Below are 26,957 nucleotides of genomic sequence, written 5' to 3' on the forward strand. Positions count from 1 at the left end.
ATTGGGGGCAGGCATCATAGCGTCCGATCAGGTGGCTGAATATAGAGACAGGGATGACAGCATCGGCTCCAGCGCAGCGCGCAGTGTGGGCAAATTCTGGAAATGAATGCCGTGCATGCCGGCGGATATCGCCCCTTGTATGAACTGGGAATCGTCGTCGACGAATACTGCTTGCCGGGCGGGTACTCTGCAATGTTCGAGCAGGCGCGTGAACACCAGCGGGTCCGGTTTGCGCGCGCCGAATTCATAACTGGCGTGCAGATTCTTCGTGAATACTCCGCAAACTTCGGGCACGAGCTCCGGCAACGCTTCGTGTAACAACGCGCCGTTGTTGGTGAGCAAAGCCAGTCGCACGCGTTCGCTGAGCGAGCGGGCGTAGTCCACCATGTCGGGCCGCAACCGCATGGCGGAGCGCCGAGCGGCCACCCATTGGTCCCGTGACAGCTGATAACCGAGGCGCTCGTTGAACGCTGCGAGATACGCATCACCCGTGCGATACGCGCCTGCCTCCGCGCCACGCTCGAAATCCGAGCCCCAGATGGCGGCGTGAATATCGGCCGCAGGCCTGCCGGTGAGGCGCTCCAGGAACTGCAGGCGCAGCTGCGGTTCGAAGTCGATCATCACGCCGTCGAAATCGAATACCACCAGGCGGATGTCATGACTCATGGCTTGGCCTGGAACTCCGGATCCGACAGCTTTACTTCGGTGAGCGGGCCATATTTACGCAGCCCATCGCGAATGGCTTCGGCCTTGCCGATCACGACCAGCACCAATTGCTGGCTCGTTGGGATGACTTCGTCGATGACGCGCTTGGCGTCCTCGAGCGACACGGCCGCGAGCTTGTTGCCGTAGTCGTCGATGTAGCTGCGGTCGAGCCCATAGAACTCGAGCGTTGCGAGCTGATAAGCCCACTGCGAGCCGGTTTCCAGGGCGAGCGGATATTGGCCGAGCACGTAGCTCTTGGCGGATTCGAGCTGCGCGGCGTCGATCGATCCGCTGTGCAGCTTGTCGAGCGTGGCGAGCGCGAGGTCGATGGCTTCGATGGTTTTCTCGGTGCGGGTGAACGAGCCGAGCTCCCAGCTGCCGCCCTGGGTCATGCGATCGAAGCTGGAGTTCGCGCCGTAGCTCAAGCCACTGCGAATGCGCAGCTCGGTGTTGAGCATCGAGGTGAAGCGTCCGCCGAACAGCGTGTTGACGATGTCGAGCGAAGCCCGCCGCGGATCGCTCCTGGCAACACCGACGTTGCCGCACCAGAAATACGATTGCACGGCGTCTGGCGCATCGACCAGCAGCACGCGACGCGCAGTGACCTCGGCTTGCTTGCCCACTACGGGTAGAGACTTTCCAGCCTTGCGCCAGTTGGCGAAGGCGCTCGACAACAAGGTTTTCAGCTGCGCGGTCTTGAAGTCACCGGCGACGGCGATGATGACTCGATCTGCGCCGACGTGATCATCGTAGTACTGCCGGACATCGGCGTGCTTGATCGCCGCGAGGCTGGCTTCGCTGCCGCCGACTGAACGGCCATAGGGATGAGCGCCGAACAAGCTCGCCGCGCCGTAGATGGGCGTGAGCGCCGAGCGATCTGAATCTTTCTCGGCGCGAATGAATTCGATGGATCGGTCGCGCAATGTTTCGAACTGTTCTTGTTCCAGGCGCGGTCGCTGCAGCACATCGGCCAGTAACTCGACCATCAGCTTCTGATCACGCGCCAGGAACGATCCGCCCACAGAGATGCTCTCGGTGCTCGCGCCGGTCTCGATCGAGCCGCCGACCGATGCGACCGTTTCCGCGAAAGTGTTCGCGTCGCGATTGCCCGCGCCCTTCTCGAGCAGGCTGGCAAGCAGGCTGGCGGTGCCGAGGCGATCTGTCGGGTCGGTCAGTGCGCCGCCGCGAATCACCGCAGTGAATGAGATCAGCGGCACATCGTGACGCTCCATCAACAGCAGCGTGGCGCCGTTGGCGAGCTTCACTCTCTCGAAGTCAGGTGTCTTCACGGCGCTGGCCGCGAACGCGGCGGGCGCGGCGAGTGAGCAAACAGTCGCGGCGATGACGACAAAGCGACGGAGGCGGTTCATTTCGCACCTCCAGACTGGGTCTGCGCTTCGTTCGGTGGGGGCGGCGATTTCAACACGCCCACCGTTCGGTTCGTCGATCGCAGCAACTCTGCGGCGAGTTTCTGAATGTCCTGCTGTGTGACCGCTTCATAAGCGCGCGGCTCATCGAACAGCTTCTTGTGACCGCCTTGCAGGACCTCGAAGGTGCCGAGCGCCTGCGCTTTGCCATCGATCGTCGCGAGGCCGCGCCAGAAATCGGCGAGCGCCTGGCTGCGAGCGCGAGCCAGCTCGTCTTTGGTTACGCCTTGCTCGATCAGTCGCTCGACCTGTCGAGTGAACTCGGCCTCGGCTTGCTTGGCGTCGCCATCGGCTGGCAGCGAAAGGAAGAACCACACCAGGCCAGGATCGAAGCCCGCGGTGAAATAACTATCTGCCGAGATCGCCAGCTTCTGCTCCTCCACCAGCGCGCGGTGCAGGCGGGATGCATCGCCATCGGTCAGTACGCGCGTGAGCAAATCCAGAGCGGGCCGCCGCGGATCCTTGCCGGAAATGCCGTGATATGCGAACTGGACGAGCGGGGTTTGCGCATCGGCATTCACCGCGACCCGTCGCTCGCCGAGCTGTTCCGGCTCCTCGGTCTTCACCGGTCGCGGCGGCTCCTGTTTGGGAATGGGCTCGAAGTATTTGCGGGCCAGTGCGATCGCCTTGTCGGGCTCGACATCGCCGACCAGCACCAGCGTGCAGTTGTTCGGCGCGTAGTAGGTCGAGAAGAATTTTTTCAGATCGTCGATGGTCCACGACAGGATGTCCGACGGCCAGCCGATGGTGGGGATGGCATACGGGTGTGCGACGAAGGCGGTCGCCTGCACCTGCTCCTGCAGCCGGCCTTGATGACTGTCATCGACGCGCAAGCGCCGCTCGGAGTGCACCACATTGCGCTCGCTCTCGACCACCTTGGGATCGAATGAGAGATTCTGCAGGCGATCCGCTTCCAGCTCGAAGACAGTTTCCAGCGCCGAGCGCGGGAACCAATCCTGGTAGACGGTCACGTCGTCGCTGGTGAATGCGTTGTTACGCGCGCCATTGGCTTCGAGTATCTGATCGAACTCGCCGGGTGCGCGCGTGCTGGTGCCGTTGAACATCATGTGCTCGAAGAAATGCGCCAGGCCGGTGATGCCGGGCGCCTCGTTGCGGCTGCCGACGTGCACCCAGTTGTAGAGCGCGACGTTGGGGATGTCATGGTCCGGCCAGACGATGATCTGCATGCCATTGGCCAGGGTTGCGGTACGCACTTCGTTGCCGCCCGGGACCTGCGCAAAAGCTACCGGCGCGACCAGCGCCAATCCCACCAACAGTGATCGAATCATGGAAGCTCCTGCAATGAGAGCCGGCATGATAGCGGTGTCGAGAGGGGGAGGGAGCCGCGTGCGTTGGGCAAAAAAAAGCGCCGCCAGCGGGGAAGAACGCGTGGCGGCGTGAGATCGAACTCAAGGGCTCGCTCGCGAGCCAGCTTGGAGGTTCAGCGCATAAATGCCAGCTCTTCAGTGCAACCGCTGTGCCAGCGTCTGTAAAAATTCCATAGTTGATCGGCGGCGCACCGAATCAGTCACTTATAGATCGTGGTATGACCGTCGGGCAGACGCACGACTGACGCGAAGTGTCAGCTTCGGACCGCTTCGGTGACTTGGGTCACGGACTGACGCCATTCGCCGACTGCACCCTGCATGACTACTGCGCGACCAACGGTCGATAATCCGCGCTCGCTTGTCTGGAGATGTTCATGGCCGATACACCCCGCCGCCGTCTTGCCGATCGTGTGTCCAGCAGCCCGACGTTCGTTGGCTCGGGCTCGCGGTTCACGGGTGACCTCGAATGTGCCGGCGACCTGGTGGTCGGGGGCAGTGTGATCGGCGATGGCGATGTGCAGGGGGCGCTGACCCTATCCGACGGCAGCCGCTGGGAAGGCGAGCTTCGCGCCGGCAATGCAGTCATCGCGGGCGAGGTCGTCGGTTCGGTCTCGGTGGCGGAGAAGTTGGAGCTGCGCGCGACCGCTCGCATCAAAGGCTCGCTGAAGGCGCGCTCGATTGCGGTCGCCAAGGGCGCCATCATCGAAGGCGACATGGCCGTCACCAGCGGCACGCCGGTCGTGCATTTCGAAGAGAAGCGCGGCGATAAATAGCTCGACTACTGGCAGCTCGACAGGCTGTCGATCCACTGCGAGATCAGCGTTACGCCGGCGGTGTCCGGCGTGAGCGATGCCAGCGGCGGCATCGCCGAGGAATCGCGGCGGTTCATGCGATTCACCACCAGCGAGTTGGCCGAGCTGCCTGGTGCGATCACGCGCGCGTTCGAACCCAGTCCAAGATCGCCGGCCTGAGGCACGGCGTCGCAGGCATTGGTTGCGATCAAAGAGGTCGTGTAACGAAAGTCGAGGTTGGTCGGCGTCGCGCTGCCCGGCCGATGACACTGCGAACAGTTCGTGTGCAGGTAAGCGCGAGCGCGTTCGCTGAGCGTTCCGGTCGCGCCGTACGGATCTGGCATCGAGGGCTGAGTCGATGCATCGGCGATCGCTGGCGTCAGCACGCCGATGTGGTTCAGCGTCGTGAGCTCGTTCGCCGAGCGATTGGTTTGCGGATAGGTGAACGAGCGATTGAGCTGCGCCGTCTCCAGTCCCAACGAGCGCCCCGCGGCTTCCGTGTGACAGTCGAGACATTGGCCCTCGCTTGGGAATATCCAGCTGCGGCCGCCACCGAGATCGCGCGTGGCGCCGCCTTCCAACAGCGTTGCCTGCGTTTGCTCCGCATTCCATTCGTAGCTGAAGCCGCCCCACGCCCCGTCGGGGTGACGCATGAACAGGCGCGTCTCGACCAGCTGCGTGCCGATGCGGAAGTTCTTCATCAGCACCGTGCCGCTCGGGAAGCTCCAGTCGCCGTCGACGCCAATGCTGATGCCCTGGCCCTCCGGCAGCGCGATCCAGCGGTCCTTCTCCGCGCCATCCGACCAGAAGGGCGCATTGACTGCGTAAGGAATCAGGCCCGAGGCGGGCTGTTTGGGATCGGTCGAGCTGACACAGCCGGTTTCGCTCAACTGCCGAGGTGCAGTGCCGGCGCCTGCGACCGAATCGAAGTCGATCCGTTGCAGAGTGCCGCCGTAGTCGACCACATACAATTCGCCGTCATTGCCCTGGCCGAAGGAAGAAATATTCAATTCAGTATCGATCAGCTGCGTCGGCTCGCGCGGTTGCGGGGCGCTCTCGGCAAGCCAGGCCCAGATGCGACCGGAGTTGAAGTCGCCGAACAAATATCGTCCCAGCAGGCTGGTGTTCTGCGCGCCTCGATATACATAGCCGCCAGTGATCGAGATGCCGAGCGTGTGGTTGTACTCCGCGACGGGATCGATCAGCGTGCCAGTGGTGCAACCCGGCGTGCCGCCAGTATTGAAATCGTGCGCACCTTCCCGGCAGCGCCAGCCGTAGTTGCCGCCCAGTGTGACCAGATCCACTTCTTCCCAAACTCCCTGGCCGACGTCACCTGCCCACAGATCGCCATTGTCGCGATCGAAACTCCAGCGCCACGGATTGCGAAACCCGTATGCATAGATTTCCGGACATTCGCCGCTGGTGCGGCCGCCGGGCGGACACGGCGCATTGCCGGCGTATGGATTGGTCGGCGGGATGGCGTACTGCGCAGGGTTGCTGACGTCGATACGTAACATCTTGCCGAGCATCGTCGTGAGTCTTTGGCCGTTGCCGCGCTCGCCGTGTGGATCGCCGCCGCTGCCGCCGTCGCCCATGCCGATATACAAATATCCATCGGGGCCGAACGCGATGTTGCCGCCGTTATGGTTCTGTTCGGGCTGATTGATGGTGAGCACAACGGATTCGGTGGCGGGATCGAGTGTCGCGCCGCCGTCGCTGCTGGCGAACGCCGAGATGCGCGACACCAGCGGATTGCCCTGCGTGTATGACAGGAAGACACGATTGTCGGTCGGAAAGTCGGGATGAAAAGCCATGCCCAGCAAACCCATCTCGCCGCCATCGCGCACCCGGTCGCTGATATCGATGAACGTGCTGGCGCTCGTTGGATTCGTGCCGCTGAACTGCCGGACGATGCCGTCCTGCTGAACGACGAACCAGCGGGAGCTGTCGTTCGGAGTCTGCAGCAGAGCGACCGGCACGTTGAACGACAGGTTGGTGAATCGACTCAAGGAAATATCGCTGCCTGCACTGGGTCGAGGCCATGCAGTACAAGTAGCATTCGCGGGGCGCGCATCGAGGCCGGAATTGCCGTTGGCAGGCGGCGGCGTCGGTGGAGGCTCCTGGCCGGCAGGCTGTTGTTGAGTTCCAGAGCCGCCACCGCACGCCTGCAGCCCCGCGAGCAGCAGCCCTGCCAGCGCAAATCGTGCCCGCCATCCATTCATGAGGAAGGAACCTGTGTGAATGCGCCAGGAAAATAGCCAGTCCGAACCAGACTCTCAACGCTTGACGGGTCAATGCGGGTCCGAGGCATCAACCCGGTCCCTTGCTGCGGTTAAGATAGTTACCGAATCACTGGAGCCGCGCGCCCGGATGAGTGCCAGCAGACTGTTGTCGCCTTTGCCGGATCTGATCGCTCAACGCGGCAACGCCGAGGAGTATCCCGAAAATACCCTGCCGGCGCTGCGCTCGGCGCTGGATCTCGGGGCGCGTCACCTTGCCTTCGATGTTCAGCTCAGCGCCGATCGGCAACCCGTCCTGCTGAACGATGCCAACCTGAAGCGCATGGCCGGGCTGGACCGTAGCGCATTGACCATGACCTGGCCGCAGCTGGCCGAAGTTTCGGTGAGCGAGCCGGATCGGTTTCAGCAGAAGTACACCGATATCGGCGTGCCCACGTTGACTCAGGCAGTGAGCCTGATCGGTACCCATCCCGCCGTGACCGCTTTCATCGAGATCAAGCGCGCGAGCTTGCGCGTGTTCGGTGCGGAAGTAGTCGTCAGAAAGATTTGCGAAGTGATAAAGCCGGTCGTGCGCCAGTGCGTGCTGGTGTCGCGGGACCTGGCGGCCGTCCACCACGTGCGGCAGATATCTTCCTATCGGGTCGGCTGGCTCTTGTCGGAGTATTCCAGCCTGTCGGCGTTGAAGTGCGAGGCGCTGGTGCCGGACTATTTGTTGTGCGATCGGGAACTGCTCACTGACAGCAACGCACAACTATGGCGCGGGCCGTGGCGGTGGGCGATTCTCAATGTGAGCTCTCGCGAAGCTGCCGTTCACCTGGCGGCGCGTGGTGCGAGGTTGGTGGCGACCACGGCTTACCGAAAGGTGCTGCGAGAATTCAAAAGCAACGCGCCCTAGGCAGCGTTGCGCCGCTCGGCAACCGACGTTTCGCGAAACATGATGTTCGCGATCTGACGATCCGCCCAGCTCGCGCCATTGAAGGTATCCATGAAGCCGCAGTGGCCGCCGTTGGGAATGCTGGTCACGTGCAGATTCGGCGAGCGCGCCAGGTTCTCCAGGTCGTGCGCCGGGATGATGGGATCGTCCAGCGAAATCAGGATGTGACTGGGCACTTGCAGGTGCGCGAGCGCATCGCCAGTGATCGCGTAACCGTTGAGATACGCATCCAGGTCGGAGAATTCGCCGAAGTTGCGCACCAGCAGCTCGGTCATGGAGCGAATCGTCCGCTGCGCCAGGATCTTGCTGAAGTCGTAGCGCTTCGGGAAGCACTGCTGCTTCCGGCGCAGCGAACGCTTCCACTTGTTGATGAAATACTGCTGATAGATGAACCAGCCGTTCTCCAGCACTTCCATCGTGCTGTGCGGCCTCAGCACCGGGCACACCGCTGCCGCGCGTTCCAGTTCGATGCCGGCTTGCGGCGCCTTGGCGGCGACGCGCAGTGCGAAATTTCCACCCAGGGAGAAGCCCGCGATCGTAATGCGTTTGTCAGGCATCGAGCGCTGAATGCTACGCACCGCGCCGACCACTTCATCGAGCCGGCACGAATGGAAGATGTCTTCGTTCAGATGATGGCTCGGGCCGTGATCGCGGAAGTTGAGCCGGAAGATGTCACAGCCCTGATTGAACAGATGGCTGCCGAGCGACAGCACATACACCGAATCGGAGCTGCCTTCCCAGCCGTGCAACAGGATCGCGAGATCGCGCGAAGCCGGCCTGCCGGCCGCGGCCTGGCTCGAGTAGTGACCGAGCAAGCGCACGCCTTCGCCGCAATCGACGATCTGGGTGTCGGCCACCGCCAGCATTTCTTTGGCGCGCCCGGCGACGAACGGCCGGCGCAGGCTCAGGCTGGGCACGATGGATTGAAAATGCGCGTTGGCGAGCCAGCCGGTGGGTGCGAATTTGGCGACGAGCGTGTCAGTGTAAGTCAGGGCAGCGGAGTCAATCATGGGTCGATGCGGATCGTGGACGAGCCTGGCAGGCTGCTGACGAAGTCAGCGCCAACCAGCAAGCTTGGCGTCGTGAAGCCTGGGTTGCAAGCGCGGCTCAGCACGTCGCCAAGAATTCCCAGCGACGCGTGCACCGTCAGCGAGTAGCCATTGGCGGTGCGCAGCCTTGCAGTTGTGACTTCCCCCGCGGCATTTCGTGCTTCGCCCCACACGTGCGTGGGATTGTTGTCACGCTCGGTCTTGTTGGGTGGCGTGATCCTCCGTTGCGCGCTGAACTTCGCCAGCTCGCGGAACCAGCCTTGCCGGAGCAGCGGCCGGAACAGGTTCGCGCGCCGCATGCTGTTGGCGGATTTTTGCGAGGTCGCGGTGTAGACCTCGATGTTGGGAATGCCGGTCGTGTAATACGCAGTACTGACATCGCCCCACGGAATGCTGACACCGAGTTTCTCGCCGGCGCCGAAGTCGATGCGACGGGTGCGCGACGCCAGTTTCTCGGTGACCAGTCGGCCATCCAGACGCACGCAGGAGCCTTTGCCCGCCGACTCGATCGCCGTCTTGGCCGTGCCTTTGCTCAAGCCGGCGCGACTGTCGAAGCCCAGCGCCAGATGGGTCGCGTCCGGCATCACTTCTTTCAAGCGAGCCGCGACGCAATCAGTCGGCACGACGTCGAAGCCGACGCCGGGGCACAGCACGATGCCGGACCGTTGCGCCTTGCCGTGCACGCTCGCGGCGAGTTCGAACACATCGATTTCGCCGGTGATGTCCAGATAGTGGACGTGCGTCGCGAGACAGGCTTGCATCATCGAGGGCGCGGTGTGCGAGAACGGACCGGCGCAGTGAAGCACGGCCGCGACCTGCGAGAGTGTCGAACAGAGCGCGGTGTGATCGTCGAGATCGAACACGGCGCTGGGACAATCGAGCTCGGCGGCCAGCTTCGCGATTTTTTGTTTGGAGCGCCCGGCCAGCACGGGCCGCATGCCGCGCGCGACCGCCTCACGCGCGATCAACTCGCCCGTGTAGCCGTTGGCGCCATACAGAAGCCAGGGAGTCGACGTCGACATGAAACCCTCTAGCAACGTCCGTGACGAGGGTTACAACTCATGAACCGGCCGGTTGAGTTGCGAATTCCACCCGATTGTTCTGGGCGGCGATGCGATTCCACTCGCCGGCAGTGACGCGCACCAGCTGATCCGAGGTGGGATAGGGCACGGTCGGGCGGCGACCCTCGTGGGCGACCTCGACGGTCAGGCCGCCGTCCGGGCGCAGCGACGAGAGCAGATTGGCGAAGGCCAGCGACTGGCGCTGGGCGCTCGGCAGGCTGTCCTCGAACGGATTGCCGACCAGATCGCAACGCTTCACCGGCAGGTCGTCGGTGGCCATGGAGTAGCCTTCGATGCCGTTGCCCGTGAGGCAGAACTCGCCGACGAAGGTGGCAATCTTCACCTTGCCTTTGAAGCCGTTCGCGCGCAGCTGGGCCAGCATGTCGCGCAGCCGCTCCAGCCGGGCGCCGGACAGCGGCGCCTCGCCATAAGGAACTGTCTCGGCAGTCACATTGTCGGGCTTGGCGGCGGGGGCCGCGACCAGCTCACCGGACTCGAGACGCTTTTGCAGCGTCGTCAGCTGCGCTTGCTGACCGTCGACGGTCGACTGCAGGCTCGTGACTGCGCCGCGCAGCGCCTTCGTGGTCTCGAGCTCTTTGGAATAGAACAGCGCCAGCACCAATGCTGGAATCAGAGCGATAGCCCCGACTCCAGCAGCGAGCGGCCATCGGCTTTGACGCACGACGACAGTCTGCGTCTGCACGTCGGCCGGCTGCGACTGCTCGGGGGTGGCGGCCGCCGGAGTCTGCGCGGGCACCGTCGCGGGCCTGCCCTCGGGCGCGATGCGCCGGGCAAACGCCTCAAGACTGGCCAGCACGAAGCGCCGCATCTCCGCGCTTTGCTCCTTGAGCAGCGGCGCGACGGCATTGCGAATCATGCTTTCGACATCGCCACCGCTCGGACGGACCGGCTCCACCTGCACCGCGGCCGACCCTTCCTGGGCGACTGCGACCGGCGTCGGCCGGGGCTCGCGACGTTCCGGCAACAACCGCAGCTGGTACAGGACTCGCGACACGTCGGAGTGCTTCACCGTCTTCGGCAATACGCCAACCGCGCCGAGCGCGCGGGCCTGGCTGACGTACAACTCGCCTTCCTGCGAGGTGTACATGACGACGGGAATGGTTGCCGTGTCTGGATTGCCCTTGATGGCCTGGATCGCCTGGAAGCCGTCCATGCCGGGCATCAAGTGATCCATGAAGATCACGTCCGGCCGGGCCTGGCGCAGGAATTCCAGAGCGGCCTCGGCCGACTCGGAGGAATCCACTTCCAGCCCATAGCCTTCCAGCATGCGGCTCAATATGACGCGCGCGGAGCGCGAGTCGTCGACGATCAGGGCGCGCTTGCTCATGGGGAAGCAGGGTGAGTAGTTAGTTCAAGGTGTGTAGGTTAAGCGTAGGGCGCGACAGCTCCAATAGGCTGGAAGCTTCTTAATGGCCGGTTGAGGAGTATGCTGAGCCTCGATCTGCGGTTAAGCGACACAAGACGGCCACAAATGCCGTGGTCGTGGAGGTGACACCTCATGTCAATCCCAGGGGCAATCACAGGCGCCCATTCGACCTCGGACATTCGCAATATCGCGCTGGTCGGCCAGGCAGGTTCGGGTAAAACCCTCCTGACCGAAAGCCTGCTGGTCGAGGCTGGCGTGATCCGCAGCCGCGGTAGCCTTGAGCGCGGCACCACCGTTTGTGACTTCGACCCGCAGGAAAAGCAGTTGCGCCACTCGCTGGACGCGGCGCTGGTGCATCTCCCGGTATCCGACCGTCACGTCCAACTGTTCGATACACCGGGCTACCCGGATTTCGCCGGACGCGCACTGACGGTGCTGGAGGCGGTGGAGACCGCCGCGGTCGTGGTCAGCGCCGTGAACGGGGTCGAGCCGGTCACCCAGCGGATGATGGATTTCGCCCGCGACCGAGAGCTGTGCCGGCTGGTCATCATCAACAAGATCGACGCCAAGGATGCCCAGCCCGAAGCGGTGCTGGCGCAGCTGCGGGAACTGTTCGGGCGCGAGCTGCTGCCGTTGAACCTGCCCGCCCAGGGCGGCAGGTCGGTCGTGGACTGCTTCTTCGATCCGGGGCCCGACGCCATCCAGCCGCCAGATTTCTCATCGGTCGAGACCGCGCACACCGAGATCATCGACCAGGTGGTCGAGGTCGACGAGGACCTGATGGCGCTGTATCTGGAACAGGGCGAAGAGTTGTCCCCGGAGCAGCTGCACGACCCTTTTGAGCGCGCCCTGCGCGAGGGCCATCTCGTGCCGGTCTGCTTCACCTCGGCCGAGACCGGCGTCGGCGTCAAAGAATTGCTGAATATCTTCGCGCGACTCATGCCCAATCCCCTGGAAGGCAATCCGCCGCCCTTTCTGCGCGGCGAGAATGGGCAGACCGAGCGAGTCAAGGTCAAGGCCGATCCCAGTCAGCACGTGGTCGCGCACGTTTTCAAAGTGAACATCGATCCATTCGTCGGCCGGCTCGGCATTTTTCGCGTTCATCAAGGCACGGTGCGATCGGGAGCGCAGCTGTTCATCGGCGACGCGCGCAAGCCTTTCAAGGTCGCGCATTTGTATCGGCTGCAGGGCAAGGACCATGTCGAGGTGCCGCAGGCCATTCCCGGCGACATCTGCGCCGTGCCGAAGGTCGAGGAGATGCATTTCGATGCGGTGCTCCACGACTCGCACGACGAAGATCACTATCACCTCAAGTCCATTACCTTGCCGCCGGCGATGGCCGGTGTCGCCATCGAGCCGGAGCGTCGCGGCGAGGAACAAAAACTCTCTGACGCGTTGCATAAGCTCGTCGCCGAAGATCCGGGCGTGCGCATCGAGCATCAAGCCGGCATGAATGAGACCGTGCTGTATGGAATGGGCGATCTGCACCTGCGTGTGCTGCTGGATCGCATGAAGGATCGCTACGGCGTCGGCTGCAAGACCAAGTCGCCGAGCATTCCTTATCGCGAGACCATCACGCGGCCGGCGGAAGGTCATCATCGTCACAAGAAGCAAACGGGCGGCGCGGGGCAGTTCGGCGAAGTGTATTTGCGCGTGGAGCCGCTGCCGCGCGGCGAGGGATTCGAGTTCGTCGATGAAGTGGTCGGCGGCGTCATTCCGTCGCAATACATTCCCGCGGTGGAGAAAGGCATTCGCCAGGCCTTGAACGAAGGCGCGGTCGCCGGCTTCCCGCTACAGGACATCCGCGTGATCGTTCACGACGGCAAACATCATCCGGTGGATTCGAAGGAAGTAGCATTCATCGCTGCCGGTCGTCGTGCGTTTCTCAACGCGGTCGAGGAGGCGTCGCCGATCGTGCTCGAGCCGCTGGTGCGCATCGAAGTCACATCGCCCAGCGCGGCCACCGGAGATATCACTGGCGATCTGGCGACTCGTCGCGGTCGAGTGAGTGGCAGCCAGGCGTTGGCGAACCAGCGCACCCGGATCAGTGCGCTGGTGCCGTTAGCAGAGATCAACGACTATCAGTCGCGCATCAAATCGCTCACCGGCGGCGAAGGCGCGTACACCATGGAGCTGAGCCACTACGACCCGGTGCCGCCGCGTAAACAACAAGAGCTCGCGCAAGCGTTCAAACGCGAGGCGGAGAGCTGAGCCCTCCGCGCCCGGATCAGCTCTTTCTAAATCGATACATTACTTGATCCGTCTTGTGACGGATTGCCGGGTCGAATACCGGCTTGGTGTGATCGTCCCCGGCGTTTGCAAACGCCTTGCTCTCGCTATCGAACGCCAGTCCCGCTGCTTCGAACTCACGCTTGATGATGGCCGGATCGATGCGATGAAGCGCGTCGACGCTCACGGCCGGATCCGCGCCGGCCACGGCGGCGTGATCCAACACGACGACGGTCGCGCCCGACTTCAACGCTGGAACCAGTTTGGCGAGCGACTGCGCCGGATCCGTGCTCGGCCACGAGCCGTCTTTCGCTTTCCAGTGCAGATCGTGATACGACATCACGAACAACGCCGCGTCGAGCGTATTCGGCTCGAACGGCGCCTCTTCGGGCGGCGTGGTGAGCTGCACGACGTTGGGCAAGCGATCGTCGCCGTAGCGTTGCTTGGGCTTCTCGCCCGAGAACTTGAGATAGGCGGGATTGTTATAAGCGATCACCTGGCCATTCGGACCGACGACGCGCGACAGCAGCTCGGTGTAGTAGCCGCCGGCAGCAAGGTAATCGACCACCTTCATGCCCGGCCGCACCTGGAGGAACATCAGCACTTCGCTCGGCCGGCGCCACGAGTCTTCATCCATATCGCCCGGCAGGCGCTCGATGTTGTCGATGGACGCGAAAATTGCAGCCTTGTCTTCGGCCGACAGCTCGGCGCTGGGCGCAGCTGCAGTTGCGGCCGGTGCGGCCTGCTCGGCGGGCGGTTGTTCGGGTGGCGGGGCTTTCTTGCAGCCCGCGACGGTCAGCAACGAAACGGAGATGGCCAGCAACAGTGCACGGCTCATGGGCGCTCCTTTGAGATATTTGCTGTTGGTGAATCAGCTTTGTGTCATCGCCTCGAGCTGTTGTGCCAGCTGGTTCAGCTCGCGTTGCAAATGGCTGCGTTGCTCCGGCGTCAGCGATGCATCGATGGCGCCCAGCACCACGAGCGAGTGCTCGCGATTCTGCGCGGCCTTGGTCTGATAAGCGCGAGTCCACTGACTTTCGGGCGCACGCAACAGCGCGAGAATACGCTCCTCGACTGAAGCCGGCGACTGGCCTGCGGTGAAACGTTCCTTGAGTGCGCCGAACATGGCTTTACGCCAGCGCGCCTGGCTCTCGAGCCAATCCGCGGTCGTGCTGTCGAACTGCTTGCTCTCCGCGGCGATCAGCAGTTGCTGTTGCTTGGTGATCGAGCCGGTCCAGCGCTTCAATTGTTTTTCGATGTCTTTGGCGCGCTTCTCGTGCCACTTGCCGTCCGCGAGTGCTTTGAGATCCTTCTCGTTGCGCTCACGGGATTTCTCGGTGAGGTTGTTTTCGAACTCGGTGAGTTGCTCGGGCGACAGGCTCATCAGCAGGCGAGCCGCCTCGGGCGTGGCTTGTTCGACGAGGCGTGCGCCGAACTCTTCCACCTGAGCTTCGATGCCCTGATAAGTCGATGCGTTGCCGGGACGCGCCGCTGTGCCGGCAAGGTCGCGCAAAAATTTCGCGTAGCGCGCCAGCTCCGAGCTGCGATGCCATTGCAGCGTGCTCTCCAGCCAGGAGCGCAGATCGCTGCGTTGGTCGTCATCGAGCGAGACCAGGTCCTGGATGTACCAGGCGGCCAGCGCGTCCAGCCGGTTATAGAAGAAGTTGGTACATGCGCAGACGCCGAGCGTCACCGCAAGCATCAACAACAGTATTCGTGCACGAGCGGGAGACGCGGCGGTACGGGTCATCCTGTCATTTGTGAACGACGGCCGTCGAAGCGCGGCACACCAGACGATACCCCAATCGCATCGACTGTGGGGCCGTGCCTGTTTGTAGCATTTGCAGAAGCAGGTTGGTCGCGGTGTATGCCAGGTCGTACGTGGGCTGATGCACCGTCGTGAGCCGCGGCCAGACGGTTTTCGCAATGTAGGTGTCGTCGAATCCCGCCACCGACAAACGTTCAGGAACGGTGAGACCCAGCTCGTGCGCGGCCATCAACACGCCGGCGGCCATGTCATCGTTACTCGCGAAGATGGCGGTCGGCGGATCCGGTTGGATGAGCAATTCCTTGGCGGCTTCCATGCCGGACTCGAACACGAAATAGCCCTGGCGCACGTAACGATCCCGAAACTCGATGCCGTGCGCGGCCAGCGCCGCCTTGTAGCCGACCAGCCGCTGACCGCTGGCGAAATGATCCGGATGACCGACGATGAAACCGATGCGGCGATGACCGAGGCCGATCAAATATTCGGTCATCTCGCGCGCGGCGCCGGCGTCGTCCATGTCCACGTACGGCGTTGGATGCGGGACGTCGTTCGGCGCTACTCGGACGAAGGGCAGGGCTCGTCGGTCGAGTGCGCGCATCAGATCCACCGATTCGCTCAACGGCGCGGTCACGATCAAGCCATCCAGATGCGTCTGGTCGACCAGGCCGAGCACATCGCGCTCCATCTCTTCGCCGCGCCCGGTGACCTGGTGCATCAGCAGCTGGAAGCGGTCCTCGCGGCAACGAGCCATCGCGCCGTGTTGCACGTCGACGATGTAGTTGGCGCTGGGGTTTTCGTAGATCAGCCCGATCAGGAACGAGCGCCGGCCTGCCAGGCTGCGCGCCGACAGGCTCGGGTGGTAGTTGAGTTTCTTGACGATGGCGAGCACGCGCTGGCGAGTTTCCTCGCGCACGTTGGGCTCGTTGTTCAATACCCGCGAAACGGTCTTGATGGCGACGCCGGCTGCTTCGGCCACGTCCTGGATCTTCGCCCGTCGGGGCGGTGCTTTGGTCATTGCGGACAACTTATAACAACTCTCTATTCGCAACCGGCCGTGTCGTTCAAGCCTGACTCCAGCCGCACATTGGCAATGCCCAGCTCGAGCTTGCCGGCGCTGGTCAGCAGGAACGGCGCGGTGACATTGCGCAGGTCGGCGCCCTTGCCCTGGAAACAGTGCAACGGCATTTTCAGCTGGCGCCACTCCCCTGCCGGCGCCTGTCGCAGCTGCGCATCGATGGGCAAGTCTCCACGACAACCCGGTCCGCATTCAATGCCAAGCGTGACTTTGCCGGTCGGCGGCGTGTCCACGCGGTACTCGAAGGTCACCGACAGCTGGCCATTGGCCTCGCGCTGCAGGTCGATCGGGGCCTCGCCTTGCAGGGCCAGGGTGGCCGGGCCTTGGCCAGACCACTTCACCAGTCGGGCGTCTTCCTGCGCCGAGTGATCGAGGGCGCTCACGGTAAGCGTATCGTCTTGTGAATTGCCGCTTGCCGTGGCGAGGATCGTGCGGGCACCCGCACCGTTGCCGACCGCAAGGTGCCAGCCCGCCGACGGACGGCCAGCGGCGAAGTAGTTGTGCGTCGATGTTTGGCCCGCGGGGCCGGTGGGGACTTCCTCGGACAGCGCCGGAACGTCGGCGGTGTCCTGATAGGTGAGGCCGTAACCGTAATCGAACAGCGGCGCTGCCGGCGCGCCCTCGCTGTTGAACTTCTGCGGCGTACGCGGCCACGCAAACGGCAGCTTGCCTTTGAAATCGTAGTTCACCGCGCCGTCTTTCTTCGTGAACAGCACGTCCGCGATGCCGCCCCCTTCAGAGCCAGGCAGCCACGCGGCGACGAACGCATCCGACGCGTTTAAATAGGCGTTCACCCACATCGGGCGGCCGGACAGGAAAACCGCGACCACCGGGATCTGATCCGCGCGCAGTTTCTTCAGCAGCTCGAGATCTTTGGTGTCGCCTGGCTTGTACTGCAGCGTCGCGATGTCGCCCTGGAATTCGGCGTACGGATCTTCGCCGAACACGACGATGGCGACATCGGGCTTGCGCGTGTACTTGCCCTCGACGCTCAGGGCGGCCGATCCGCCGCCCGCAGTCACCGCCGAACGGATGCCGGCGAAAATGGACTCGGCCTTGGGGAAATGTTTGTTCGTGATGCCGGTGCCCTGCCAGGTCAGCGTCCAGCCGCCATTTTGTTTCGGCAGATTGTCCGCGCCGTCGCCGGCGACGAGCACTTTCATATTGGGCTTGAGCGGCAATACCTTGTTGGTGTTCTTCAGCAGCACCAGCGATTCGCGCACGGCTTGTCTCGCCACCGCGCGATGCTCCGGCGCGCCGAGCAGTTCGAACTTTCCACCCGGCGGGCGGCTCGACGGCCTGCCTGCTTCGAACAGACCCGCGCGCAGCTTCACGCGCAGAATGCGGCGAACAGCATCGTCGAGGCGCGCCATCGGAATTTCGCCGGACCGCACTTGCGCGAGCGTGTTGTCGTAAAGGCCTTTCCAGCTGTCCGGCGCCATGAACATATCGAGGCCGGCATTGACGGCCGCGGGGCAGCTCGTGACCGAGCAGCCTTCGACCTGGCCGTGCGCGTTCCAGTCGCCGACGATGAAGCCATCGAAGCCCAGGCGATCCTTGAGCACGTCGGTCAGCAGGCCGTGATGACCAGTGATCTTCTGGCCTTGCCAGCTGGAGAAAGACGCCATGACGACTTGCACGCCGGCGCCGATCGCGGCGACATAGCCAGGGCCGTGCAGGTCGCGCAGCTGTTCTTCGGTGATGCGGGCGTCGCCCTGATCGCGGCCTTCGAACGTTCCGCCATCGGCGAGGAAATGTTTGGCCGTCGCGATGACGTGATTGCCGCGCAGGAAATCCGGCTTGCCCGGATCGCCTTGCAGGCCGAGCACGATCGCGTGCGCGTACTCACGAACCAGCGTGGGATTTTCCGAGTACGACTCGTAAGCCCGGCCCCAGCGCACGTCCTGCGCGACGGCGATCGTCGGTGCGAACGTCCACTCCTGGCCGGTGACGCGCAGCTCGGTCGCCGTGATCGCGCCGATCTTGCGCATCAAGTCGGCGTTGCGAGTTGCGCCCAGCGCAACATTGTGCGGGAACAACGTGGCGCCGATGATGTTGTTGTGGCCATGGACCGCATCGACGCCCCACATGATCGGAATGGCATGCTTGCCATCGCGCGTATCCATCGACGCTTCATAGAACGCGTCCGCCGCGGCAAGCCATACCTTCGCCGGCGCGAGATCGTCACCGCCCGGTGCGGAGTTGCCGCCATTCAAGACCGAGCCGAGTCGGTATTTGCGCACGTCTTCGGCAGTGACGCTGCCGACGTCGGCTTGGATGATCTGCCCGACCTTTTCTTCGACGCTCAGCGAGCTCATCAACTCATTCAGGCGCGGTTCGAGCGCAGTGTCATCCAATGCGGGCAGCGAAACTTGCGGCCAGATTTCCGGATGCACATTGGAGGCAGTAGTGATGCGACTGGGCTGAGTCTCGCCCGTCGTTTCTTCTTTCTTTGCGCACCCATAAAGAGTGCTCACGAGCAGTGCAGCCACTATGGCGCCGCGAAGTCCGGCGCGCGCGCGTGCCTCGATCATTGTCCGCCCCCGTTGGATCGCTGTTCTGGCCGGACAGAATTCCATAGCCGTGACAACGTTGTCAATTTGTCTGTGCAGGATTTCGGCCGCAGGCCTGCTTGGCGGGCCCGAGTGGCCTCGTCATGATGCCGTCGATGACGAGCGTCTCCGGCTTACAACAATCGCAGCGACCGACCCGCCTTCGTGCTCGCAATCTCGCTGCGATAGCCGCGGTGCTCGGGGGAGTCGTGCTCGCAACAGCCGTGCGCGCCGTGGATGACGTGACATTGCATATCGAGCGCGTCGACGGTGACGGCTGGAGCGCGAGCGATGTCGTCGTTGACCTGGGGTTGCCCAAGAAGAATGCGCTGGTGCGCGCACGAGTGGGCAAGCTGAACGTGCCCGCGCTGTCGCAAACACTCACCGATGTGCGCATCGAGTGTCCGGCGCTGGAGCTGAGCGGCGATGTCATTGCTTGCGCGAAGGCGCGTGTGCTCGCGGACTTGCCGGCTCTGGGCAAACAGTCCCTCGATGCGAACTTGAGCTATGGACGCATCGATGGCTCGCTCGACGTGGCGTTGCAGGGCCTGCGCATCGGTGACGGTCGCGTGGGCTTGCAGGGAACGCTCCAAGATGCAGGTTGGAATGCGACAGTCCGCCTGCAGCGCGTGCCCATCGATCGACTGATGAAGCTTGCGGCTGATCTCAAAGCGCCGCTGCCTGAGCTGACCGCCACCGGGCTGGCGGATCTCGACATCGCCGCGCGCGGCAAGCAAACAAATCTCAGTGAAGCGAAAGTCACTGGCTCGTTGCTGGAACTGACCGCCAACAATGAGGAAGGCAGCCTGGCGAGCGACAAGTTGTCGCTGCACGTGGATGCAAGCGTGCGAGGCACGGCGAAGCAATGGACGTTTGACGTAGCGGTCAAATCGTCGCAAGGACAAGCGTTCGCCCAGCCCATCTTCGTCGATCTGTCAGCGCATGCGATGTCGCTGAAGGCGCAAGGCAAGCTGATCGATGGCAAGTCGCTGTCGCTCGATCGTTTCACCCTCGATCATGCGGATGTGGCGCAAGTGTCCGGACGCGGGCAATTGCAGCTCGATCTGGAACAACCCGTGCGTGATCTCGACGTTGAGCTGACTGCACTGAAGTTCCCGGGCGCGTATGAGAGCTACTTGCAGCCGCTGCTGATCGATACCAACTTCAAGTCCATGCAGACCGCCGGCAGCGTCACTGGCAAGTTGTCGTTGGTCGGCGGCGAGCCGCGTCGCATGGATCTGCGCTTCAACGATGTCACCGTCGATGACGGCGCCAGCAATTTGAACCTGTCGATGTTGAGCGGCGACTGGCACTGGCTGGCGGACGCGACCGGCGACGACTCTGACGAAGACGATGCGCCACCCAGCCGCACGATGCAGGTCGCGCAATCGCACTTGAAGTGGCAGGGCGGGGCGTTGCTCGGCCTGGACCTGGGTGCGAGCGAGCTGAACTTCACGACTCAAGGCCGGCAGTTTCGTCTCACGCAGCCGACGAGCGTTCCGCTGTTGGACGGCGCCCTCGATCTCGAAACGTTCCGCGTTCGCAACGCCGGCCTGCCTGGAATCGCCTTCCTGGTCGATGCGACGCTGCAGCCGGTCAGCGTGCAGAAGCTGTGCAAGGCCTTCGGCTGGCCTGAGTTCGGTGGGCGGATCGGCGGCACGATTTCGAAACTGCGCATGCGTGAAGGCATCGTCACGCTCGGCACGACGCTGCGTGCGCAGGTGTTCAACGGCGCAGTCACGATCAGTGATTTGCGGCTGGAGGAGCCCTTCGGTCAGTGGCCGCGCTTCTACTCGAGCATCGCGCTCGACAACCTGGATCTGGAGCCGATGACCAGCGCGTTTTCATTCGGGCGCATCACGGGGCGGCTGTCGGGCGCCATCAATGGGCTGGAGCTGTTCAACTGGACGCCGATCGCCTTCGACGCGCGGCTCTATACGCCGCCGGAGGATCGATCGCGTCATCGCATCAGCCAGCGTGCGGTGGAGAACATCGGCAGTATTGGCGGTGGCGGCGCCGGCGTGACCGCGGCCTTGTCGAGCGGCTTCCTGCGCTTCTTCGACGATTTCAAGTATGACCGGCTGGGCATTTCCTGTCGGTTGCACAACGAAGTCTGTGTCATGGATGGCGTGGCGCCGGCGGCCAATGGCAATTACTACCTGGTGAAAGGGCGGGGTGTGCCGCGCATCGATGTCATCGGCAGCTCGCGCCGTGTGGACTGGCCACGCCTGGTGGAACAATTGCTGGCCGCCACGCAATCCGAAGGTCCCGTTCTACAATGACTGTCGCTTCGATAACTCGGATTGACGGTTCGCGAGCGGCCGACTGTAATCGCGCTCGACTCTCAAGGAGCTTGTTCTGATGCGTTCCGCCTCTTACAAATTCGCTACGTTGTTGTGCCTGGCCTCGTGCCTGCTGGTCGCCGCCTGCGTCACCATCAATGTTTACTTTCCGGCGGCCGCCGCCGAGAAGGCGGCTGACAAGATCATCGACGACGTGTGGGGCGCCGATGGTCAGCCGGCCAAGAAGGACGACAAGCGTTCCTCGCTGCCGGTTCAGTCAGGCGACCTGCTGTTGGCGGCTGCGCACTCCGTGTTGAACCTGCTGGTGCCCACTGCTGAAGCTGCGCAGGCGGACCTGAACGTATCCACACCGGCGGTTCGCCAGCTCACCCAGTCGATGGAAGAGCGGCATGCGCGCCTGAAGAAGTACTACGACTCCGGCGCCGTCGGCCTGACCCGCGATGGCCTGGTGGAAATCCGCGATCAGAATCTGGTGCCGCTGCCGGAGCGCAATTCCACGCGCAAGCTGGTTGCCGACGAGAATGCCGATCGCACCAATCTGTATCGCGAGATCGCAAACGCGAACGGCCATCCCGAATGGGAAATGGACATTCGCACCACGTTCGCCGAGCGCTGGGCCAGCAAGGCCGCGCCGGGCTGGTTCTATCAGGACAAGGACGGCAACTGGAAACAAAAGTAACGGTCGCTATCAACTCGAAGCAAAAAAAAGCCCCGCATTCGCGGGGCTTTTCGTTTCCGAGTCGACGACTCTTCGAGTTGTTTGGTGGCGCCGGCTAAATCTGGAAACGTCGCTGTTGTCGCTCAACCCTTCTAGCTCCCGCCTCGCCTGGTTATTACCAGGACGGAAGGCTGCGCATCCTTGTCGCTTGTGATTCGATCCCACTCCCCTCGCGGTGCCATCCCCGCTTCTCTGCCACTTCGTCGCCCCCGGAAGAGGCGCCGTTGGACCTATCAAAGCAAACCGCGTGCCGTTCGGCTTGCGGTGCATTCTGGAACAGGAACTTAGTCCTAATCGTCGCGCTTGCGCAACTACTATTTTGGCGAGGCGGCAGCCCGCGTTGTAAGGTTTGTCGACGCTGCACAGTCTCGGAATCGCTCGCAGCGGTGCGGCTTCTGCTAAGTCCTTGGAATCTCCAGGGTGATACCGACGCCGCTGTCGTTAGCGAGGTTCGTTGCGGAGACGCTACTGCCGTGGAAGTCGGCGATCAGGCGCACGATATAGAGGCCGAGGCCGAGATGGGGTTTGCCATCGGCGCTGCCGCGGCTGCTCACCAGCGACTCGAACAGCCGGTCGTTCAGCTGCGGCGGCAGCGGCGGACCCTCGTTGTTGACGCTGAGCCGGTACTCGCGCGGCCCGATCTCGAGTGCCAGCGTGATCTGTTTGCCGACAGGCGTGAAGTCGCTGGCGTTGTCCATCAGCTTGTCGAGCAACTGCGCGATCAAGTCGGGCGAGCCATCGATCATGCACGACTCGTTCGGCACCTGGGTCTCGATACGGTGCTGCGCAAACGTCTGGCGATACGCCTGCCCCATGTTCCGCACCAGCTCGCTCAGATCGAAACGCACCCGGTCGGTGTGCTCGATGCTCTGCTCGACCCGCGTCGCCTCGCTCAACGCCGTCAGGATCGCGTGCATGCGATTGGTGCCGCTGCGGGCGCGGTCCACGTAACTCTGCGCGTTCGGCGCCAATGTTTCTTCCGAGACCAGGTTGTCCAGGGACGAGCTGACAATGGTCAACGGCGTGCGCAGCTCGTGCGACAGCTTGGTGCCGAGCGTTTGCAGATAGATCGTATATTCCTTCACACGGCCGAGCAGCGTGTCGTAGCTGCGAGCGAGTGCGCCAAGCTCGTCCCTCGCCTCCGTCCCCGGAATGCTGTGCTCGATGCGGCCCTCCGCCGTCAAGGCAGTTCGCGCGGCGCGACTCAGCCGGCGAATGCGATGCGAGAGGCGTGCGGCGAACACCAACATTACGATGACGGAGAACAGTGTCGCGACCAACGTGAGATTCAGCAAACGAGTGAGTGCCAGCTCGCGGACCAGCACGAGCTGCTCGCCGGGCTGTTCGACGACCAGCGCACCTAATATCTCATCGCCGTAGTGCACGGGCACGGCGGCGCGCACCAAGGAAGGTTCGCCACTGGCCTGATCGAACCAGATCGCCGCGTTCGTTCCTTTGCGCGCTTCGTCGACCGGCGCGCCCCACATTCCGTACGGCAATCCATAGGCTTGAGGTTTCACCGAACTGCTTGGAAACAAGCCGCGATACACCGAGCGCATGAAGCCGTATTCATTGGCTTGCAGGCCCGGATACGTCGACGATGCGTTCACCGTGACTTCGCCCGCACGCGCGAGCAGCCAGCCGTTCACATCGACGACCGAGACGCGAACGCCGTCGGGCGCGTACTGTTCCAGGCGCTGCTTCAATGCTTCTGATCCGGCGTGAACCCACGCGAGCCCGCGTGTGCTGGCAATCGTGGCGTTGTTCTTATCGAGTGCGTAGACGGCCAGCTGCGTACCAAACAAATTCTGCGGCCCGCGGAGCTCGACGGCATAACCCGACGCCGTTTCACGCCACACGCCGGTGATGTAGGGCATGTCTTCGGCGTGCGGGCGCCAAGGAGAGCCGATGTCACTCGGACGCACGATGATCGGTCCGGGCGCCAGCGCACTGATGGACCACGCGCGCTCGCGACTGAATTCGTCGCGCGTAAGAATGATGAGGCGATCGGAGCCGCTTTCCGGAACGGCTTCGTTGCCGGCCGGCGTTTCGTAAGCGCGGCGCGCTGTCTGGATCTCGGCATAGACGTGCAGGGAGCGACCGTGCACGCCGAGTCGAAGCAGCGGCGCATTCGGCTGAGGGTTGCCGAAGCCCGGCACGGGGCGGGTCGGCTCGGGCCATTCATCCGCGAACCCGTCGATCAGCGGTTGAGTGAGCAGCAGCGGAGCAAAGAAATCGCCGCGCTTCGGATCGAAGGTGTCGCGCAGCTCGCCGGTGCGATAAAGCAGCTCCGGCTCGCTCGCGACGACGCGGCCGAGCACATCGGCCGTAGTGATCAGCGCCGCCTCCTGGCCGCTGCGCAGTGTGTTCTCCATCTGCTGCGCATATTTCCAGCCGGCCCACGGCAGGATCAGCGTCAGCAGACTGAGCAGCAGCAGCTTGGTACGAAGCGACATCCGAAGGGTTCGTGCGCCTGGGCGAGCCTGCCGCTAGGCTTCCTTCCAGCGATAGCCCATGCCGTACATGGTTTCGATGTTGTCGAACGAGGCGTCGACGGCCTGGAACTTACGACGAATGCGTTTGATGTGCGAGGTGATGGTGTTGTCGTCGAGCACGACGTTGGCGGCATCCATCAGCTGCTGCCGGTTCTTCACATGGCCGGGGTTCTTCGATAACGCGTGCACGATCCAGAACTCGGTGAGAGTCAGGCCGAGGGGCTGATCGTTCCAGGTTGCGTGCAAGCGCGCCGCGTCGATCATCAGCGAGCCTCGTGAGATCACTTGATCGCGATTCGACGGCTGCGTCAGCGCCTCGATACGACGGAAGAGGGCGGTCACGCGCGCGATCAGGTGAGTGAGCGAGAGATCCTTGGTCAGATAATCGTCGGCGCCGAGCCGGAGGCCGGAAACGGCATCGAGCTCGCTGTCACGGGCGGTGAGAAAGATGATTGGCAACTCGGCCGACATCGAGCGCAGCTCGCGACATAACTCGAAGCCGCCCTCGGGTTCTTCTTTCAAGCCAACGTCGATGACTGCCAGGTCCGGCAGGCGGGCGCGGAACGCCTCGATGGCTTCCTTGCGAGTGCCGTAGGTGCGCACCGAATAACCATTGCGCTGAAAGGCAGCAGCATAGTTGTCGCGGATCGCGGGTTCGTCTTCGACGATGGCAATGACTTTCTTCATGGCGCACAGTGTACCGCCGCGCCCGGCCCGAGGCCCCATGGCCATAATTAATCACAATCTGCCCGCGCCGCGCCTTCTGACAGCGATCATGCATCCGGGCTTTGAAGCGGTAATAGCCCCAACGCCGATCTCAACCGGCGTTGGAGAACCGCCATGATCGACCGCCCGATTCCCACCAACCCCCGCATCCGCGCCGGCTCGTCACCGCAACTGCCTGCGTCGGAACAGCCCCGCCACTGGATGCAAGACCGCGCCCCCAGCTTCAAGTCGCTGGCCCGCGATCGTCAGCGTCGCGAGAAGGCCTGGGCATGGTTGTCGCTGGTCGTGCTGATCATCTGCTGGGACGCTTCGTCGCGCTTGGGCGAGCGCGTCTCGCCGCCTCGCGCGCGGATTGCGCATGCGGTGGAGGAGGATGCGATGTTCAAGCCGGCGGCTTCGTTTAGCGTGGACTTGTGAGGTTCAGGTTTTCGGAGAGGAGGGGTGGTGGCCCGGCGGCCTGCTGCTGCCGCATCTGATAGGAGCGTTGGTGGCTCGGCGGCGGCTGCCGCGGGGGTCTCGGGAAACTCGCGAGCGCCTTCACTGTAGCAGTAAAGTCTTTGATGGCTGCCGCACGATTTAGGCAGTGGTCGGTTCGCCGGCAGTGTCGCTCGCTGCGCGCTAACGCGCTGCGAGCTGCAATGCGCGGCGCCGGCTGTACAACAAGCGTGCAACGGTTTGCTCGAATGGCGACGGGCTTAAAGTCACCGGGGTGCGAACTTCCCGAGACCCCCGCGACAACCACCGCCCGAAATCTCGGCGGCGACGTCACCAGAGCGGCCGCGCTTAGCGCGGCCGCAACTGCCGTAACGACACCGAGCGAGCTCAACTCACATCTGAGGGTTGCACGGTCGGAGCAGAGTCACGCGCGAATGCGCAGCTGACGCAGACCACCGAGGCCTCTTACTCCGGGGCCCCGGCGGCGGAATCACAACAAACGTTAGAACGCGTTGATCCCTGTCAGAGCACGACCAACGGTCAGCTGATGAACCGTCTCCGTCCCTTCATACGTGATGACGCTTTCCAAATTCAGCGCGTGCCGAATCGGCGAATACTCAACGCTAATCCCCGCGCCACCGAGAATGTCACGCGCATCTCGCGCCACTTCGATCGCCGCACGAGCGTTGTGCCACTTCGCGACGGAAACCTGGGTCGGCTGCATCATGCCCTGATCTTTCAAACGTCCGAGCTGCAGTGACAGCATCTGCGACGTCGTGATCTTCCGGGCCATCTCCGCCAGGCGAATCTGGATCGCCTGAGTCGCCGCCAGCGGCTTGTTGAACAGAATGCGCGTCTTCGAATAGTCGATGACGTCTTTCAAACACGCCTGCGCCGCGCCGGTCACGCCCCAGCAGATGCCATAGCGCGCTTGCGTCAAGCACGACAGCGGGCCTTTCAAACCGACCACGTTCGGAAGCATGTTTTCTTCCGGCACGACGACATTGTCGAAGAACAAGCTGCCCGTCAGCGACGCGCGCAAGCTCATCTTGTGTTTGATGGTGGCCGTGGTGAAACCTTTGAAGCCTTTTTCCACGAGGAAGCCGCGGATGCCCTCGTCGGTGCGGGCCCAGACGATCGCGAGATCGGCAATCGGGGCGTTGGTGATCCACATCTTCGCGCCGTTCAACACCCAGTCTTTGCCCTGGCGCTTCGCGTGCGTCTTCATGTTGGCCGGATCGGAGCCGCCGTGCGGCTCGGTCAGGCCGAAGCAGGCGATGGTTTCGCCTTTGGCCATGCTCGGCAGCCAGCGCTCTTTCTGCGCTTCGCTGCCGAACGCGTCGATTGGATACATGCACAAGCTGGATTGCACGGAAACAAAGCTGCGCAAACCGGAGTCGCCGCGCTCCAGTTCCTGGCAGATCAACCCATACGACACGCCATTCAAACCGGCGCAGCCATAACCGTGGATCGAGCTGCCCAGCAGACCGAGCTCCGCGACGCCAGTCACCAGTTCGCGCGGGAAACGTTCGTGCTCGAAGCAGTCGCCCATGATGGGAATGACTTGCTCGTCGACGAATTTCGCGACCGAGTCCTGTACCAGGCGCTCTTCGTCGCTGAGCATGGCACGGACGTTGTACAGATCGACGGGATCGAGTTCGGGGGCCGCGGACGGCGCTGCTTTCGGTTTGGCTGACATGTGGCTCTCCTGGTCGGGCGAATAATAGCGCACGC

20 protein-coding genes are annotated in these 26,957 nt (G+C 63.1%); 6 read left to right on the top strand and 14 right to left on the bottom strand.

Features of this window, described 5'->3' with window-relative positions:
- Window positions 1–27 precede the first annotated feature (27 nt).
- The 3 genes from EK373_RS05970 to EK373_RS05980 are packed head-to-tail and all read right to left on the bottom strand — an operon-like array spanning window position 28 to window position 3,421.
- Window positions 28–666, bottom strand: a complete 639-nt coding sequence (locus EK373_RS05970) for an HAD family hydrolase (protein ID WP_129641803.1) — start codon at window positions 664–666, stop codon at window positions 28–30.
- On the bottom strand, window positions 663–2,075 hold the full coding sequence (locus EK373_RS05975; protein WP_129641804.1) for a M16 family metallopeptidase: 1,413 nt from the start codon (window positions 2,073–2,075) through the stop codon (window positions 663–665). The genes EK373_RS05970 and EK373_RS05975 overlap by 4 nt, the downstream gene beginning before the upstream one ends.
- Window positions 2,072–3,421, bottom strand: a complete 1,350-nt coding sequence (locus EK373_RS05980) for a M16 family metallopeptidase (protein WP_198683097.1) — start codon at window positions 3,419–3,421, stop codon at window positions 2,072–2,074. The genes EK373_RS05975 and EK373_RS05980 overlap by 4 nt, the downstream gene beginning before the upstream one ends.
- Window positions 3,422–3,834: 413 nt before the next feature.
- Here EK373_RS05980 and EK373_RS05985 point away from each other — a divergent pair, with 413 nt between their 5' ends.
- Window positions 3,835–4,233 carry a bactofilin family protein gene (locus tag EK373_RS05985; protein ID WP_157994239.1) on the top strand — a complete coding sequence of 133 codons (399 nt, stop codon included), beginning with the start codon at window positions 3,835–3,837 and terminating at the stop codon, window positions 4,231–4,233.
- Between the two features lie 5 nt (window positions 4,234–4,238).
- Here EK373_RS05985 and EK373_RS05990 read toward each other — a convergent pair whose 3' ends face one another.
- On the bottom strand, window positions 4,239–6,260 hold the full coding sequence (locus EK373_RS05990; protein WP_157994240.1) for a PQQ-dependent sugar dehydrogenase: 2,022 nt from the start codon (window positions 6,258–6,260) through the stop codon (window positions 4,239–4,241).
- A 361-nt stretch (window positions 6,261–6,621) separates the two neighbouring features.
- Between EK373_RS05990 and EK373_RS05995 the strand changes: the two genes are divergently transcribed.
- On the top strand, window positions 6,622–7,386 hold the full coding sequence (locus tag EK373_RS05995; protein ID WP_157994241.1) for a glycerophosphodiester phosphodiesterase family protein: 765 nt from the start codon (window positions 6,622–6,624) through the stop codon (window positions 7,384–7,386).
- Here EK373_RS05995 and EK373_RS06000 read toward each other — a convergent pair.
- From EK373_RS06000 to EK373_RS06010, 3 genes are read right to left on the bottom strand one after another with little or no spacing between them, the layout of a single operon-like run.
- Window positions 7,383–8,435, bottom strand: a complete 1,053-nt coding sequence (locus EK373_RS06000) for a YheT family hydrolase (protein ID WP_129641809.1) — start codon at window positions 8,433–8,435, stop codon at window positions 7,383–7,385. The two genes, EK373_RS05995 and EK373_RS06000, sit on opposite strands and share 4 nt — an antisense overlap.
- Window positions 8,432–9,496, bottom strand: coding sequence for a saccharopine dehydrogenase family protein (locus EK373_RS06005; RefSeq protein WP_129641810.1), 1,065 nt, complete (start codon window positions 9,494–9,496; stop codon window positions 8,432–8,434). Before EK373_RS06005 ends, EK373_RS06000 begins: the two co-directional genes overlap by 4 nt.
- A 37-nt stretch (window positions 9,497–9,533) precedes the next feature.
- Window positions 9,534–10,883, bottom strand: a complete 1,350-nt coding sequence (locus EK373_RS06010) for a response regulator (protein ID WP_129641811.1) — start codon at window positions 10,881–10,883, stop codon at window positions 9,534–9,536.
- A gap of 171 nt (window positions 10,884–11,054) precedes the next feature.
- On the opposite strand from EK373_RS06010, the gene fusA reads away from it, so the two are divergent.
- The gene (fusA, locus tag EK373_RS06015; protein ID WP_129641812.1) at window positions 11,055–13,133 is read left to right on the top strand and encodes an elongation factor G; all 2,079 of its coding nucleotides are present in this window, start codon (window positions 11,055–11,057) and stop codon (window positions 13,131–13,133) included.
- Window positions 13,134–13,149: 16 nt separating this feature from the next.
- Here the strand turns inward: fusA and EK373_RS06020 are convergent, their stop codons facing one another.
- Genes EK373_RS06020 through EK373_RS06035 form a run of 4 tightly spaced genes read right to left on the bottom strand, consistent with a single transcriptional unit; the run spans window position 13,150 to window position 18,528 of the window.
- Window positions 13,150–13,989, bottom strand: a complete 840-nt coding sequence (locus EK373_RS06020; protein ID WP_129641813.1) for a class I SAM-dependent methyltransferase — start codon at window positions 13,987–13,989, stop codon at window positions 13,150–13,152.
- A gap of 33 nt (window positions 13,990–14,022) precedes the next feature.
- Window positions 14,023–14,901 (bottom strand): DUF6279 family lipoprotein, encoded by an 879-nt coding sequence (locus EK373_RS06025; protein WP_129641814.1) that lies wholly within the window; start codon window positions 14,899–14,901, stop codon window positions 14,023–14,025.
- 4 nt (window positions 14,902–14,905) lie between these two features.
- Window positions 14,906–15,934, bottom strand: a complete 1,029-nt coding sequence (locus EK373_RS06030; protein ID WP_129641815.1) for a LacI family DNA-binding transcriptional regulator — start codon at window positions 15,932–15,934, stop codon at window positions 14,906–14,908.
- 23 nt (window positions 15,935–15,957) lie between these two features.
- A complete protein-coding gene (locus tag EK373_RS06035; protein WP_129641816.1) occupies window positions 15,958–18,528 on the bottom strand; it encodes a glycoside hydrolase family 3 protein in 2,571 nt (856 codons plus the stop codon).
- Between the two features lie 134 nt (window positions 18,529–18,662).
- Here EK373_RS06035 and EK373_RS06040 point away from each other — a divergent pair, with 134 nt between their 5' ends.
- Together EK373_RS06040 and EK373_RS06045 are read left to right on the top strand one after the other, a co-directional pair.
- Window positions 18,663–20,828: a translocation/assembly module TamB domain-containing protein gene (locus EK373_RS06040; protein ID WP_129641817.1), complete on the top strand. Its 2,166-nt coding sequence runs from the start codon at window positions 18,663–18,665 to the stop codon at window positions 20,826–20,828.
- 79 nt (window positions 20,829–20,907) lie between these two features.
- Entirely contained in the window at window positions 20,908–21,528 is a 621-nt protein-coding gene (locus EK373_RS06045) for a YdbL family protein (RefSeq protein WP_129641818.1), read from the top strand.
- Between the two features lie 437 nt (window positions 21,529–21,965).
- Here the strand turns inward: EK373_RS06045 and EK373_RS06050 are convergent, their stop codons facing one another.
- Window positions 21,966–24,023 carry an ATP-binding protein gene (locus EK373_RS06050; RefSeq protein ID WP_129641819.1) on the bottom strand — a complete coding sequence of 686 codons (2,058 nt, stop codon included), beginning with the start codon at window positions 24,021–24,023 and terminating at the stop codon, window positions 21,966–21,968.
- Between the two features lie 33 nt (window positions 24,024–24,056).
- The gene (gene pdsR, locus EK373_RS06055) at window positions 24,057–24,749 is read right to left on the bottom strand and encodes a proteobacterial dedicated sortase system response regulator (RefSeq protein WP_129641820.1); all 693 of its coding nucleotides are present in this window, start codon (window positions 24,747–24,749) and stop codon (window positions 24,057–24,059) included.
- A gap of 153 nt (window positions 24,750–24,902) precedes the next feature.
- On the opposite strand from pdsR, the gene EK373_RS06060 reads away from it, so the two are divergent.
- Complete coding sequence (locus EK373_RS06060) at window positions 24,903–25,205, top strand: hypothetical protein (protein WP_129641821.1); 303 nt, start codon at window positions 24,903–24,905, stop codon at window positions 25,203–25,205.
- Window positions 25,206–25,725: 520 nt separating this feature from the next.
- Here EK373_RS06060 and EK373_RS06065 read toward each other — a convergent pair.
- On the bottom strand, window positions 25,726–26,922 hold the full coding sequence (locus EK373_RS06065) for an acyl-CoA dehydrogenase family protein (protein WP_129641822.1): 1,197 nt from the start codon (window positions 26,920–26,922) through the stop codon (window positions 25,726–25,728).
- Window positions 26,923–26,957: the final 35 nt, after the last annotated feature.

The sequence above is a fragment of the Peristeroidobacter agariperforans genome (assembly GCF_004138335.1).
In the GTDB taxonomy this organism is placed as follows: domain Bacteria; phylum Pseudomonadota; class Gammaproteobacteria; order Steroidobacterales; family Steroidobacteraceae; genus Steroidobacter; species Steroidobacter agariperforans.

Bases quoted from the DNA above. Each gene is read 5' to 3' on its own strand.
- EK373_RS05970 (WP_129641803.1), bottom strand. From the start codon at position 666: ATGAGTCATGACATCCGCCTGGTGGTATTCGATTTCGACGGCGTGATG.
- EK373_RS05975 (WP_129641804.1), bottom strand. From the start codon at position 2,075: ATGAACCGCCTCCGTCGCTTTGTCGTCATCGCCGCGACTGTTTGCTCA.
- EK373_RS05980 (WP_198683097.1), bottom strand. From the start codon at position 3,421: ATGATTCGATCACTGTTGGTGGGATTGGCGCTGGTCGCGCCGGTAGCT.
- EK373_RS05985 (WP_157994239.1), top strand. From the start codon at position 3,835: ATGGCCGATACACCCCGCCGCCGTCTTGCCGATCGTGTGTCCAGCAGC.
- EK373_RS05995 (WP_157994241.1), top strand. From the start codon at position 6,622: ATGAGTGCCAGCAGACTGTTGTCGCCTTTGCCGGATCTGATCGCTCAA.
- EK373_RS06000 (WP_129641809.1), bottom strand. From the start codon at position 8,435: ATGATTGACTCCGCTGCCCTGACTTACACTGACACGCTCGTCGCCAAA.
- EK373_RS06005 (WP_129641810.1), bottom strand. From the start codon at position 9,496: ATGTCGACGTCGACTCCCTGGCTTCTGTATGGCGCCAACGGCTACACG.
- EK373_RS06010 (WP_129641811.1), bottom strand. From the start codon at position 10,883: ATGAGCAAGCGCGCCCTGATCGTCGACGACTCGCGCTCCGCGCGCGTC.
- fusA (WP_129641812.1), top strand. From the start codon at position 11,055: ATGTCAATCCCAGGGGCAATCACAGGCGCCCATTCGACCTCGGACATT.
- EK373_RS06020 (WP_129641813.1), bottom strand. From the start codon at position 13,989: ATGAGCCGTGCACTGTTGCTGGCCATCTCCGTTTCGTTGCTGACCGTC.
- EK373_RS06025 (WP_129641814.1), bottom strand. From the start codon at position 14,901: ATGACCCGTACCGCCGCGTCTCCCGCTCGTGCACGAATACTGTTGTTG.
- EK373_RS06030 (WP_129641815.1), bottom strand. From the start codon at position 15,934: ATGACCAAAGCACCGCCCCGACGGGCGAAGATCCAGGACGTGGCCGAA.
- EK373_RS06035 (WP_129641816.1), bottom strand. From the start codon at position 18,528: ATGATCGAGGCACGCGCGCGCGCCGGACTTCGCGGCGCCATAGTGGCT.
- EK373_RS06040 (WP_129641817.1), top strand. From the start codon at position 18,663: ATGACGAGCGTCTCCGGCTTACAACAATCGCAGCGACCGACCCGCCTT.
- EK373_RS06045 (WP_129641818.1), top strand. From the start codon at position 20,908: ATGCGTTCCGCCTCTTACAAATTCGCTACGTTGTTGTGCCTGGCCTCG.
- EK373_RS06050 (WP_129641819.1), bottom strand. From the start codon at position 24,023: ATGTCGCTTCGTACCAAGCTGCTGCTGCTCAGTCTGCTGACGCTGATC.
- pdsR (WP_129641820.1), bottom strand. From the start codon at position 24,749: ATGAAGAAAGTCATTGCCATCGTCGAAGACGAACCCGCGATCCGCGAC.
- EK373_RS06060 (WP_129641821.1), top strand. From the start codon at position 24,903: ATGATCGACCGCCCGATTCCCACCAACCCCCGCATCCGCGCCGGCTCG.
- EK373_RS06065 (WP_129641822.1), bottom strand. From the start codon at position 26,922: ATGTCAGCCAAACCGAAAGCAGCGCCGTCCGCGGCCCCCGAACTCGAT.